At 55.8% G+C, this 12,505-nt stretch carries 10 protein-coding genes and 1 pseudogene; 7 read left to right on the top strand and 4 right to left on the bottom strand.

Going from position 1 to position 12,505, the window contains the following annotated elements; translation table 11 throughout:
• The first annotated feature begins 227 nt into the window (after positions 1-227).
• The 3 genes from putA to A3220_RS13950 all read left to right on the top strand — a co-directional run bounded on the left by putA (position 228) and on the right by A3220_RS13950 (position 6,082).
• A complete protein-coding gene (putA, locus tag A3220_RS13960; RefSeq protein ID WP_062375359.1) occupies positions 228-3,413 on the top strand; it encodes a bifunctional proline dehydrogenase/L-glutamate gamma-semialdehyde dehydrogenase PutA in 3,186 nt (1,061 codons plus the stop codon).
• Between the two features lie 298 nt (positions 3,414-3,711).
• Positions 3,712-5,202, top strand: coding sequence for a sodium/proline symporter PutP (putP, locus tag A3220_RS13955; RefSeq protein WP_044629754.1), 1,491 nt, complete (start codon positions 3,712-3,714; stop codon positions 5,200-5,202).
• Positions 5,203-5,455: 253 nt separating this feature from the next.
• Positions 5,456-6,082 (top strand): OmpW family outer membrane protein, encoded by a 627-nt coding sequence (locus tag A3220_RS13950; RefSeq protein WP_062375358.1) that lies wholly within the window; start codon positions 5,456-5,458, stop codon positions 6,080-6,082.
• A gap of 92 nt (positions 6,083-6,174) precedes the next feature.
• On the opposite strand, the gene A3220_RS13945 is transcribed toward A3220_RS13950, so the two are convergent.
• Entirely contained in the window at positions 6,175-6,507 is a 333-nt protein-coding gene (locus A3220_RS13945) for a YqcC family protein (RefSeq protein ID WP_044629756.1), read from the bottom strand.
• Between the two features lie 285 nt (positions 6,508-6,792).
• On the opposite strand from A3220_RS13945, the gene A3220_RS13940 reads away from it, so the two are divergent.
• From A3220_RS13940 to A3220_RS13925, 4 genes are all read left to right on the top strand, one after another.
• Positions 6,793-7,845: a DUF3549 family protein gene (locus tag A3220_RS13940; protein ID WP_062375356.1), complete on the top strand. Its 1,053-nt coding sequence runs from the start codon at positions 6,793-6,795 to the stop codon at positions 7,843-7,845.
• Positions 7,846-7,897: 52 nt separating this feature from the next.
• Positions 7,898-8,338: a RimK/LysX family protein gene (locus tag A3220_RS13935; protein WP_062362040.1), complete on the top strand. Its 441-nt coding sequence runs from the start codon at positions 7,898-7,900 to the stop codon at positions 8,336-8,338.
• Positions 8,339-8,378: 40 nt separating this feature from the next.
• Positions 8,379-9,287 carry a 30S ribosomal protein S6--L-glutamate ligase gene (gene rimK / locus A3220_RS13930; protein ID WP_044629759.1) on the top strand — a complete coding sequence of 303 codons (909 nt, stop codon included), beginning with the start codon at positions 8,379-8,381 and terminating at the stop codon, positions 9,285-9,287.
• 88 nt (positions 9,288-9,375) lie between these two features.
• Positions 9,376-9,822 carry a hypothetical protein gene (locus A3220_RS13925; protein WP_062375354.1) on the top strand — a complete coding sequence of 149 codons (447 nt, stop codon included), beginning with the start codon at positions 9,376-9,378 and terminating at the stop codon, positions 9,820-9,822.
• Positions 9,823-9,843: 21 nt separating this feature from the next.
• On the opposite strand, the pseudogene A3220_RS13920 reads toward A3220_RS13925, so the two are convergent.
• The 3 genes and pseudogenes from A3220_RS13920 to A3220_RS13910 all read right to left on the bottom strand — a co-directional run bounded on the left by A3220_RS13920 (position 9,844) and on the right by A3220_RS13910 (position 12,495).
• Positions 9,844-10,633 (bottom strand): annotated as a pseudogene (locus A3220_RS13920) (ElyC/SanA/YdcF family protein).
• Positions 10,634-10,651: 18 nt separating this feature from the next.
• A complete protein-coding gene (gene sufT, locus A3220_RS13915; protein WP_058578313.1) occupies positions 10,652-11,221 on the bottom strand; it encodes a putative Fe-S cluster assembly protein SufT in 570 nt (189 codons plus the stop codon).
• Positions 11,222-11,229: 8 nt separating this feature from the next.
• Positions 11,230-12,495 (bottom strand): cysteine desulfurase, encoded by a 1,266-nt coding sequence (locus tag A3220_RS13910; protein ID WP_062375353.1) that lies wholly within the window; start codon positions 12,493-12,495, stop codon positions 11,230-11,232.
• Positions 12,496-12,505 lie beyond the last annotated feature (10 nt).

The following is a 12,505-nucleotide window of genomic DNA, read 5'->3' as shown; positions in this document are numbered from 1 at the left end:
GCCGCTAGCGAGCCGCACCCAACTCTACTAAAGTCGTAAACAGGCACAGCTTGCCGTGAAATTGACACGTTTTGCCACGAAAACGACATACACCTAACGACGGCTAGCTCTACATTCGAACGTCAGTCTGGGCATCTGCCCTGCCACCACTTTTTGAACGCTAGCTGACACAGCTATTCGTTCAAGCTGTTCGTTTCAGACCTGTCTTACGGGGGCCTCAATGCTCAATGCTAAAAAAAATGCGTGACCCTGCCACCTGGCAAACCGACCTTGATACGCTAATGCAGCGTGTCAGCGAACACTATATCGTCGATGAAGATGCCTACGTCAGCGAGCTGATTAAACTGCTGAACGCCGACCAAGACGATTTTTCGCGCATTGAGGCCAACACGGCAGCGCTGGTGCGCGACGTTCGCAACATGGACACCGCCGTCGACACCATCGACGAGCTGCTTCAGCAGTACAGCCTGGATACCCACGAAGGGCTGATGCTGATGTGTCTTGCCGAGGCGATGCTGCGTATTCCGGATAAAGCCACCGCAGATGCGCTGATCGAAGACAAGCTAGGCCCAGCGGATTGGCAGTCCCATGTAGGCAAGAGCGAGTCGTGGATGGTCAACGCCTCGACCTGGGGCCTGCTGATGACCGGCCGCGTGCTGAAGCTGGACCATCCGAAAGAGGGCCAGCCCGCCCACTTTATTAACCGTATGGTTAATCGTATGGGCGAGCCGGTGATTCGCCGGGCGATGATGGAAGCGATGAAAATCATGGGCAAGCAGTTCGTGCTTGGCCGCGATATTAACGAAGCCCTGAAACGCTCTAAGCCGCTATTCAATAAAGGCTACACCTACTCTTACGATATGCTGGGTGAAGCCGCGCGCACCCGCGACGATGCCAAACGCTACTTTGACGACTACGCCCGTGCTATTGAGCAAGTGGGCAAAGCGTGCAAATCTCTGGGCGACAAAACCCCGGCACCATCGGTCTCCATCAAACTCTCTGCCCTACACCCCCGCTATGAGTTTGGCCGCCGCGAACAGGTACTGACCGAGCTGGTAGATACCGTCATTCAACTGGTCACCAAAGCGCGCGAGCTGGATGTGGCTGTGACCATTGACGCTGAAGAAGTCGACCGCCTGGAGCTTTCTCTGGAAGTCTTCCGTGCGATTTACCAGAGCGACGCCGTCAAAGGCTGGGGCCACTTTGGCCTAGTGGTTCAGGCATACTCCAAGCGTGCTCTGCCCGTGCTGCACTACATCAACCGCTTGGCGGATGAGCAGGGCGATGAAATTCCGCTACGCCTAGTAAAAGGTGCTTATTGGGATAGCGAAATCAAAGAGTCTCAGCAGCTTGGTATCGATGGCTACCCGGTCTATACCCGCAAGGCGTGTACCGATGTGGCCTACTTGGCCTGCGCGCAGTTCCTACTGTCTGACGACACCCGTGGCCGCATCTTCCCTCAGTTTGCGACGCACAACGCCCACACCGTGACCACCATTCTGGAGCTGGCGAACCACGACAGCCGGCCGTTTGAATTCCAGCGCCTGCACGGCATGGGCGAAGCCCTTTACGATGCAGCCCTTGAGCGCGCCCCCAAAGGCACTTACTGCCGTATTTACGCGCCGGTCGGTGCGCATAAAGACCTGCTGCCCTACTTGGTACGTCGCCTGCTGGAAAACGGTGCCAACTCGTCGTTCGTTCACCAGATTGTCGACCCGGACGTGCCGGTGGAGTCGCTGTGCCAGCACCCTATCGAAACACTGCGCCAGCAAAAAACTTTCTACAACAAGCGCATCCCGCTGCCAAAAGACATCTACGGGCCGAAGCGCCGCAACTCCCGTGGGGTCAACTTAAACATCCGTAGCCACTACTACCCGCTGATGGAGAAAATGGCGACGTTCATGGATAAGCAGTACCCCACCAAGCCGCTGCTAGCGTTTGATGTGGCCGACGATAGCGCCAATACCCATAGCGTCACTTCGCCTTTCGACCGCCGCCAAACCGTCGGCAGCGTGCAGTGGACCAGCAAAGAGCAGGCAGCGAAAGCCCTCGACGCTGCCTGGGAAGCCTTCCCGCGCTGGGACACGACTCCCGTAGCCGAGCGCGCAGCGATTGTGCGTCGGCTGGGCGACCTGATGGAAGAGCACATGGCGGAGCTGATGACACTCTGCTCCCGTGAAGGCGGCAAGCTGCTCACTGACGGCGTCGATGAAATCAAAGAAGCGGTTGATTTCTGCCGTTACTACGCCATGCGCGCTGAAGAGTCGTTTGGCGAACCCATCGAACTGCCTGGCCCGACCGGTGAATCCAACCGCTTGATGATGGGTGGTAAAGGTGTTTTTGCCGCCATCAGCCCTTGGAACTTCCCGGTAGCCATCTTCTGCGGGCAAATCGTTGCCGCTGCGGTCGCAGGCAACACTGTTCTGGCGAAACCCGCTGAACAGACCTCTATTGTCGCCCACCGCGTTATCGAGCTGCTATACGAAGCCGGTATGCCCCGTGATGTGGTGCAGCTGCTGCCGGGTGACGGCCCTACCGTGGGCAGCGTGCTGACTTCTGACCCGCGCATTACCGGCGTAGTGTTTACCGGCGGTACCGACACAGCGCAAATTATTAACCGTGCTCTCGCCGCTCGTGATAACGCGCCGCTACCCACGCTGATCGCTGAAACCGGCGGCATGAACGCGATGATCGTTGACTCCACCGCCCTGCCCGAGCAGGTCGTCGTGGATGTCATTCAGTCTGCCTTCCAGAGTGCTGGCCAGCGCTGCTCTGCCCTGCGGGTGCTTTACCTTCAGGAAGATGTTGCTGACCGCGTTATCGAAATCCTCAAGGGGGCAATGAGCGAACTGCGCATTGGCGACCCTCGTGACCTGGGTACCGATGTCGGCCCGGTCATTGATGAAGACGCCCGTAAAGGCTTAATGGAGCACATCGAGAAGCTCAAAGGCGAGAACCGCTTAGTAGCCGAAACACCGATGGCCGCCGAGCACACCCAGCACGGCACCTTTGTACCGCCGGTCGCCTTTACCATTGACAGTATTGACGCCCTGACGCGCGAGCAGTTTGGCCCGGTGCTGCACATTGTGCGCTTCAAAGCACGTGAGCTTGATAAGGTCATCAATGACATTAACGGCCGGGGTTATGGACTGACCTTTGGGGTGCATAGCCGTAACGAATCCTTTGCCGCTGAAATAGCGCAGAAAATTCGGGTAGGCAATGTGTATATCAACCGTAATATCATCGGTGCTGTTGTTGGCGTTCAGCCGTTCGGTGGCCAAGGGCTGTCAGGTACTGGCCCTAAAGCAGGCGGGCCGCACTATTTGCAGCGCTTTGTGACCGAAAAAACGATTACTAATAACACCGCCGCCCTGGGTGGCAACGCGTCGCTTCTGGCGCTAGGCGATGAGTAACGGCTCATCAACACTACTAACCTGAACTCCTGAAAAGGAACCGTCTCATGGTTGACAATAATAGAGCGATTGCCTTCACATTCGTGGCCCCTCCAGGCCGTGTGCTGGGCATAGGGAACATTGCACATAAACGTAGCCATAACCTCTCTAATGACATCCCTAGCGGTTACTCGCTAGGGTCAGCGACTTGAATACGAAAAGGGGTTAACAACAACAAGACTGCGCGGCGGCCAACGTTACTTGGTCGGCGCAGGCACCTGTCGGAGCTAGCTCCGTCCTGATGAATTGGAGATATTTTATGGATATTGGCGTTTGGGTCAGCCTTTTTGCCTACTTTGCGCTCATGATTGCCATCGGCGTTTATGCTATGCGCAAATCGACATCTACGTCTGAGGATTACATGCTGGGTGGCCGTACCCTCAGCCCTAAAGTAGCCGCCCTGTCGGCTGGCGCGTCGGATATGAGCGGCTGGCTGCTACTGGGTTTACCAGGGGCGATGTTCGTCTCTGGCTTGGGTTCGGCCTGGATCGGGATTGGCCTATTTGTGGGCGCACTCTTTAACTGGATTCTGGTCGCGCCGCGCCTTCGTGAACAGACAGTTCACTATGGTAACGCGATTACCATTCCAGCCTTCCTAGCCAACCGTTTCCCCACTCGGGCGCTGTCGCTGAGAACGGTGTCCGCTATCGTCATCGTGATTTTCTTCGCCGTTTACACTGCTTCTGGCTTGGTCGCAGGCGGCAAACTGTTTGAGAGCGCCTTTGCTGGCGTTATCAACATCGGCGGTATGAGCGACTACGCGGTGGGTGTGGTAATCACGCTGGGGGTGGTGCTGGCCTACACCGTGGTTGGCGGCTTTTTGGCCGTGAGCATGACGGACTTTGTGCAAGGCTGCATCATGATGCTGGCTTTGGTCATCATGCCTGCAGTAGTACTGTTTGGTGAAGGCGGTGGTGGCTTTACTCAAGCCTCACAGACCCTCAATGAAGTTGATCCCACGCTGCTGTCGTGGACTGAAGGGTTGACGTTCATTGGGTGGCTCTCTGCCGTTACCTGGGGCCTGGGCTATTTTGGTCAGCCGCATATTATCGTGCGCTTTATGGCTATCCGTACGCTGAAAGATGTTCCGATTGCCCGCAACATCGGCATGAGCTGGATGGCTATTTCCCTGATCGGTGCGGTCTCTCTCGGCATCTTTGGTCGCGCCTATGCGGTTCGCAATGGGATGGAAGTCCAAGACCCGGAAACGATCTTTATCATCCTGGCTGAGTTGCTGTTCCATCCGCTGATCACCGGCTTCCTCTACGCGGCCCTGCTTGCTGCTGTGATGAGTACTATTTCTAGCCAGCTGCTGGTGTCATCTTCATCACTGACCGAGGACTTCTATCGCCTGTTCCTGCGTAAAGAAGCTACAGACAAAGAGTGTGTGGCCGTAGGTCGTGTCAGTGTTGTGCTAGTGGGTCTGATCGCAGCCGTGATTGCCTCTGACCCGAACTCGCAAGTGCTGGGGCTGGTGAGTAACGCTTGGGCAGGTTTTGGTGCCGCCTTTGGCCCGCTGATTATTCTGTCGCTGATGTGGTCGCGTACAAACGGCGCAGGTGCTATCGCCGGTATGGTGGTGGGTGCTGCCACGGTTATGATCTGGATTGCGCTGGGCTGGAACGGCTCCTTCATGGGTGGCCCTGGCGTTTACGAGATCATCCCGGGCTTTATCGCTTCTTTCATTGCCATCCTGGCAGTAAGCAGCATAACCGCCGATGCTGGCGAGTATCAGCATATTGAACGCTAAACGAGCGTAACGTCGCTTAATTAGCCTAAGGCTTAACGGGTTGCAGTTAACCCGTTAAGCCTCCTCTTTTTTTAGCCCCTTCTTTTAGCCCCTTCTCCCTTCAGATATTTACCTTGCTAGGCGCTGAACCTATCAGTTCACAGCTCTTTGCCCTAGGTCAATAACGCTCCCTCGTTGGCTCGATACACTGGCTATATGGTTTACGACAACTTTAAACCACTCACCCACCATGTTATCGGTCAGGAGCGACGCTATGCGCCATTTATCACCGCCTACCCTACTCGCCACTGGGCTTGCCGCTGCCACCTTAGCAGTTAGCAGCCAAGCCGTTGCCTATGGCGCTGGCGATTTCTTTACCCGCGTTGGCGTTGCCAACATCGCGCCGAAAAGCGACAACGGCTCGCTCGCAGGTGGTGCCTTCGCGGTCGATGCTCAGGATAAAACCGACTTCGCTTTCACCCTGGGCTACCGTTTCCACGACAAAATGGGCGTGGAGCTACTGGCTGCGCTCCCTTTCGAGCATGACATTGAACTCAACGGTGACAACCTAGCATCAACAAAGCTCCTGCCGCCCACTCTAACGCTACAGTATTACCCACTGGGTGGTAGCGACTCTCAAGTACAGCCCTACGTGGGTGCGGGTATTAACTACACGCGCTTCTCCGATGAGAGCCTCGCCATTGGCGAACTTGAGCTAGACGACTCATGGGGCGCGGCCGCTCAAGTGGGTGTTGATCTACTCATTGATGACCACTGGGCACTCAACGCCGCTGCCTGGTACTTAGACATCGACACCGACGCCTCTATTAATGGCGCAGGTGCGGGCACCGTCGAGATTGACCCCATGGTGGTCATGGCAGGCTTGAGCTACCGCTTCTAGCTTCTAGCTTCTAGCTCCCACCTTCGCTAACACGTAAAAAAATGCCCAGAGCTTGCCTCTGGGCATTGATTTGGTCTGCCTTACTCGCGTGGTTAATTCTCTGTGACCAGCTTGTCGACACGCTCCACCGCTTTCACTACCAATAGCTGATCGCTTGCTCTTACCTTCTCCTGCATTAAATACGCCGCCACCGCTGGAGCGACTTCACACTTGGCGGGCATGGCAGCCTCGGCTTCAATAAGTGCATTTAAGCGGGCAACAAAGACATAGCGCACCCACTGGGGCAGCGACATGGTATCAATACAAAAAGGCTGCTGACTGGCAAAAGCGGCCGCATCTGGGGTGGGCGTGCGCCACAGATTAGCGGCCTTCATGGCGGCTTCAAGCTCAAGAAGCGCGGTTTGAAGCTGTTGATGGACGCTCATAAGCACCTTATGGGTTGGTCATATTTAGCGTTCATTATCCCAACTCTGTGGGTAAGTTGCCACTCAAAGGCGTGCTCAATGGAGTTATTCACCGATTCACAGAAAACCTGCAAGAGGCTGTGGATAAACTATGGAAAGGTGTCGCCACCGCTAGTCTCACGCGGCTTACGCAAAGTTGCTCATTTTTTAACCACTTAGATGATAAAGCATGGATAAATCAGCGGTTGCGGCTGACAGTGGCAGAACAGCAAGGTAGAGTGCAGGCTTGAAATGCGGAAGGATGTCATGCAGCCAATTAACACCCTTGATGAATTTTTTACACGCAGTGGCGCTGAGGTGTCGCTTTACCATATGGGGCGCAGAGTGACTGCCTGCTCCAGGGAAACCCTGCGCGCGTTTGAAAATGCCGAACAGGCCTGGCCTGAACCGTGGCAAGGGCAAGCACGCCTGGGGATCGTCTTTCGCCTAGGGGCAATGGAAGAGCCTGCTATCTGGTTTTTAGCGCTGCCACTGGATGAGCAAGGCATGCTATCGCCCGCACAGCGCGATGGCTTTATTAACCGCCTATTGGAAACCCTGGGTCGCAATGCCGCTGCTTCTGACCCGACTGTGCTCGACGCTGCAGAATCAGCAGACGTGGACCATTTAATGAAGGATAATCCGCTGGCCTTTACGCCTGATATCACCTTTCAGGCCATGCTCAATGCCCGGGCCACCTATGCCAGCGCCCTACCTGCCAGCCAGCACCTAGAGCCTGTAGAAGCCTATTTAAGTGGCCAACAGACGATTGATTGGCAAGCCCTGGGACTACAGGGCATCGCCGATTATGTAGTACGTTTGGATACACCAACGGCAGATGCCCTAGCGCTACGTATTCCTCAACTGCCGGTGAGCGTTATTCATTCGCTCTGCTACTGCCTTGAGCATCAGCCACTGTCTGAAGCGCTCATTGATGCGTTGCGGACACGAGGCGAGCAGGCGGCCAGCAGCGGCGATTTAGAAACGCTCTGCGCCTGCGTACGTAGCGTGGGTAGCTCAGCGCCGGCTTTTGCAGGCGACTGGTATACCAACCTGCTAAACGATAGCACGGCCTGCGGCCCCGACCTGATGGCCGCCATGGCCGGGCGCGGTTGGCCATTACTGGAAGATGCCGAGCGTTTACCATTATTCTTACAACGTTTAGCAGAGGATGAGCGCAGCCACTTTGCGGCCGTTGTGCGCGATATCGCTTTAATTCCTCGGCTGCGTCTGCCCGTCATGCTGACCTTGCGCGACGCCCCAGCAGGCTCGGCTATCCAATCGCGTTTGTCGGCCATGCAGCCTAACCAAAAAGGCTAGCAGGAATCGTCATCACTATGTCTTGTTTCTCTTATATCGTCAGGAGTGCGCTGTGAAGGAATTACCCTATCAGGCCAAAGCGGTCATCGGCCGCCGTGAAATGGTGACGTTACCTGAACTAGGGCTTCACCTTTGCTGCAAAGCCGATACAGGCGCACGGACATCGGCGTTGCACGCCGAAGACATTGAAAGCCATGAAGATGCTGATGGACAGTTATGGGTAAGCTTTATTACCCATAGCGGTGGGCCAGAGACGCCTGCCCACCGCTATCGCCTGCATTTACACGACCGTCGCCGCGTCACCAGCTCGAACGGCCATAGCGAGTGGCGCTATGTTATCCGTACCCCAATGCAACTGGGCGAACTGAACTTTCCGGTTGAACTTACTTTGACCGACCGTAGCAATATGCGCCACGCGATGCTGCTGGGCAGGCGCGCTATGCGCCGCCTACTGGTGGCCCCCGGCGCTGCATTTTTGCACGGCGAGCCTTAAACACATTTAAACGACGACCCTTTTTGGCCCGGAGCCCTGCATGCATATTGCCCTGCTTTCCCGTAACCGTAACCTTTACTCTACGCGCCGACTGGTGGAAGCCGCCGAACAGCGCGGCCATACCGCCCGAGTGGTCGATACCCTGCGCTGCTACATGAGCATCGCCTCGCACCACCCTTCTATTCACTATAAAGGCGCAGAGATTGAGCCGTTTGATGCGGTGATTCCGCGTATTGGCGCCTCGGTGACTTTCTACGGCTGTGCGGTACTGCGCCAGTTTGAAATGATGGGCACCTACGTGATTAACGATTCGGTCGCGATTACCCGCTCCCGGGATAAGCTGCGCTCGCTGCAGCTGCTGTCGCGTAAGGGATTAGGCCTGCCGATTACCGGCTTCGCCCACTCACCAGATGATATTCCCGACCTAATCACCATGGTGAAAGGCGCGCCCCTGGTGATTAAACTGCTGGAAGGCACCCAGGGTATTGGTGTGGTATTGGCTGAAACCAACCAGGCCGCTGAATCCGTCATTCAGGCCTTTATGGGCATGAAAGCCAACATCATGGTTCAGGAATACATCAAAGAAGCACGCGGTGCGGATATCCGCTGCTTCGTGATTGGCGATAAGGTCGTGGCATCCATGAAACGTCAGGCCGCCGACGGCGAGTTCCGCTCCAATCTTCACCGTGGCGGCACTGCTAGTGTGATCCGCATCACCCCGGAAGAGCGTTCCACCGCGATTCGTGCAGCCAAGGCGATGGGGCTGCGCGTCGCGGGCGTGGATTTGCTTCGCTCTAACCACGGCCCGGTGATTATGGAGGTCAACTCTTCACCAGGTTTGCAGGGCATCGAGAGCGCTACCGGTAAAGATATTGCCGGCATGATCATCGAGCATATCGAAAAGAATGCAGTGCCTGCTCGCAAAGCACCACCCAAGCCTAAAGGCTAACGGTCAATTGCAAAAATAATCCCTATTAGGGGTGGCAAATCAACGCCGCCCCCCCCACAATCTGCGTCACCGAAGGAGGTAGACGCTCATGTTTCTCGACAATCGCCAAGTGGCGATGGACAGCGTGCTGGAAGCGCTGGCCGATAGCATTGATTATTTCCAGGATAATATCGAACGCCTGCGCCCCTCGCTGCGCGATGCACTGAAGCCGCACTATACTGAGCGACTCAAGCAGATGCGTAAGCTGCAGGAACTTGCCCGCGCGCACTTAAAAATGCTGCCTCGGGATGCTGACGTTGAGCGTGATGACTTCTTATGGCTCTGGAGCCGTTTAAAGAGCTTCGTTGGCAGCGATAGCCAAGTCTTGATCAATGAGCTGTTAGAACAAGAGCGTGTACTGATGCAGGCCCTCTCAACCTTGTTTACCCACCCCCTACCCGACCCGATCGAACCGGTAGTGGATGAGTGCATGCGGGGATGCCGTAAGCTGATTCGCGAGCTATACAACCTGCAAAAACGTAATACTCGCCGCTAACTTTGCGGCGTTAACTCGGCTTTAATGCTCAGGGACTGTATATGCCTGCAGTGACTGCTGAAAAAATAGAGCGGCGTTGATATTGACGGTCGCCTCAGGCGTGTTTTCGCTACTCTCTTCTCTACTTTTATCGCCACCCTCCTGGCGATGAAGCTCGATAGGCTCTGCGGGGCCGAGAAAGTAGGGCTCCCTCTGCCATAAGTAGAGATCTCCCAGAGTAGCAATTCGCGCTACCCATTCACGCATTTTTTAACCGCCACTCATCTGCCGCTGACTGCTCCTCAGCAATACAGCCCGTCACTTCCATCCCCAGCGCACGCCCGATAAAAATAGCCCGAGGCAAGTGCCAACTCTGGGTAACCAGCAGCGCCTCTTTAAGCTGAAACACATCCCGCGCCCGCACCATCGTGTCATAGGTGCTGAAGCCAGCGAAATCCATTGTCAGTTGCTCTGCAGACACCCCTCGGCGATACAGATCGCGCCACATGGCACGCGGCTCATTATAGGCTTGGGTGCGATTATCGCCAGAGATGAGCAGATGCTGAACACGCTGGTCAGCGATAAGGCGTGCAGACGTTCGCATGCGGGCATGAAAATGCGGGTTACGTAGCCCACTACGAGTCCAGTGGGAGGTGCCAAAGACAATCGCCACGTCTGTGGGTTGGCACTGCTCTAAATGACCGTCGATATAGCGTGCGGTACTTGCAAGCACCCATAAATTACCGGCTATAAATAGCAATGTCGCCAGTAGCAGCAAGGCTCCTAGCGACATTAGAAAACGCTTTATCCAACGTAATAACAGGCTGTGCATCCAGCTCCCCAGCAGGGGTTAGAACATGCCGAGCTCAAGCTTGGCTTCATCGCTCATCATGTCACGACTCCAGGGTGGGCTAAAGACAATTTCGGTATGCACCTTGCTGATCTGCGGCGCTCCCAGAATCTTGTTGCGCGCATCGGCAGCGATGACATCGCCCATGCCGCAGCCAGGCGCGGTCAGCGTCATACGGATAGTGACTATCCGCTCGCCACTAATCAAGCGCTCGATCCGACAGCCGTACACCAGCCCTAGATCAACAATATTCACCGGAATTTCCGGGTCAAAGCAGGTGCGCAGCTGATCCCAGACAAACTGCTCAATCTCTTCATCAGTAGCACTTTCTGGCAGTGTCGGACGTGGCAGCGACTCAAGCCCCAGCGCATCAAGGTTACGCCCTTCAATGAGATACAAGCGGCCTTCAAAACCAACACTCACCGAGCTACCTTTGGCTTGCATTACGCTGACAATACTGTCTTCCGCCAGCGTATCCGTTTTGCCGAACGGAATCGCGATAGCCTCTACATCCCGCTGGAGCGGGAGTTTTTGACCGCGCTCAAGACTCGCAATTTGCTCGATATCCATAGATGTCCTTAGCGTACCATTCCAATCACACGGTTGAGCGCTGCCACAAACGTGTCTACTTCATCAAGGGTATTGTACGCAGCAAACGATGCACGACAGGTCGCCTCAACGCCAAAGTGATGCAGCAGCGGCTGGGCGCAGTGGTGCCCGGTACGAATTGCTACACCCAGCTGGTCAATCAGCAGACCAATATCCTGCGAGTGCGCACCTTCAACAACGAAGGAGAGCACGCCCGCTTTATGCGGCGCAGTGCCTAATATCCGCAGGCCCTCAATGCCACTCACCGCCTGGGTTGCATGGTTGAGCAGCACGGCTTCCCACGCACCAATCGCCTCAACGCCAATGCCTTCCATCCACTCAAGCGCACGGCCAAGCGCAATCACTTCGGCAATGGCGGGGGTACCCGCTTCAAATTTATGCGGAATATCCGCAAAGGTGGTACCTGCATCAAAGGAAACGGTTTTGATCATTTCACCGCCACCCTGCCAAGGCGGCATGACCTCTAGCAACGCCTGCTTGCCATATAGCACGCCAACACCCGTTGGGCCGTACACTTTATGGCCTGAAAACGCATAGAAATCCGCATCGATAGATTGAACGTCCACCTGCTGATGCGGCGTCGCTTGGGCGCCATCCACCAAGATGAGCGCGCCATGCTGATGCGCCAGCGCTGCCATCTCTTTCACGGGGTTAATCGTACCCAGTGCGTTAGAGACGTGATTCACCGCCACCAGTTTCGTGCGCTCACTCAAGAGTTCACGATACGCCTGCATATCGAGCGCCCCGTGCGCGTCCACTGGGATGACCTTGATCGTGAAGCCGCGCTCCGCCGCCAGCAGTTGCCAGGGAACGATGTTGGAGTGGTGCTCCAACATCGAGATCAGCACTTCGTCTCCGGCATTTAGCTGGCTGCGGCCCCAGCTTTGGGCCACTAAATTGATCGCTTCAGTGGTGCCCCGCGTGAAGATGATTTGGCGGGCATCTTCGGCATTGAGAAACGCTTTAACACGATGACGCGTGGCTTCAAAGGCTGCCGTCGCTTCATCGGCGAGCGTATGCAAGCCGCGGTGAATATTGGCGTTGTAGCGCGAGTAGTAATCGCTAAACACGTCAATCACCTGCTGCGGCGTTTGGCTGGTGGCGGCATTATCCAAATACACCAGCGGCTTGCCGTGAACCTCACGATTCAAAATCGGGAAGTCGCGGCGTAGCGCTTCAACGTCATAGGCCGCAACGCTGCGCTCGGTAGGCTTCTCAATCACGCTATGGGGCATTGATGACTCC

Origin of the sequence: Halomonas sp. KX33721 (genome assembly GCF_001596805.1) — a bacterium.
GTDB classification, from domain to species: domain Bacteria; phylum Pseudomonadota; class Gammaproteobacteria; order Pseudomonadales; family Halomonadaceae; genus Vreelandella; species Vreelandella aquamarina.
Note: the sequence above shows the minus strand (reverse complement) of the source record. Positions and strands in the feature narration are given on the sequence as shown.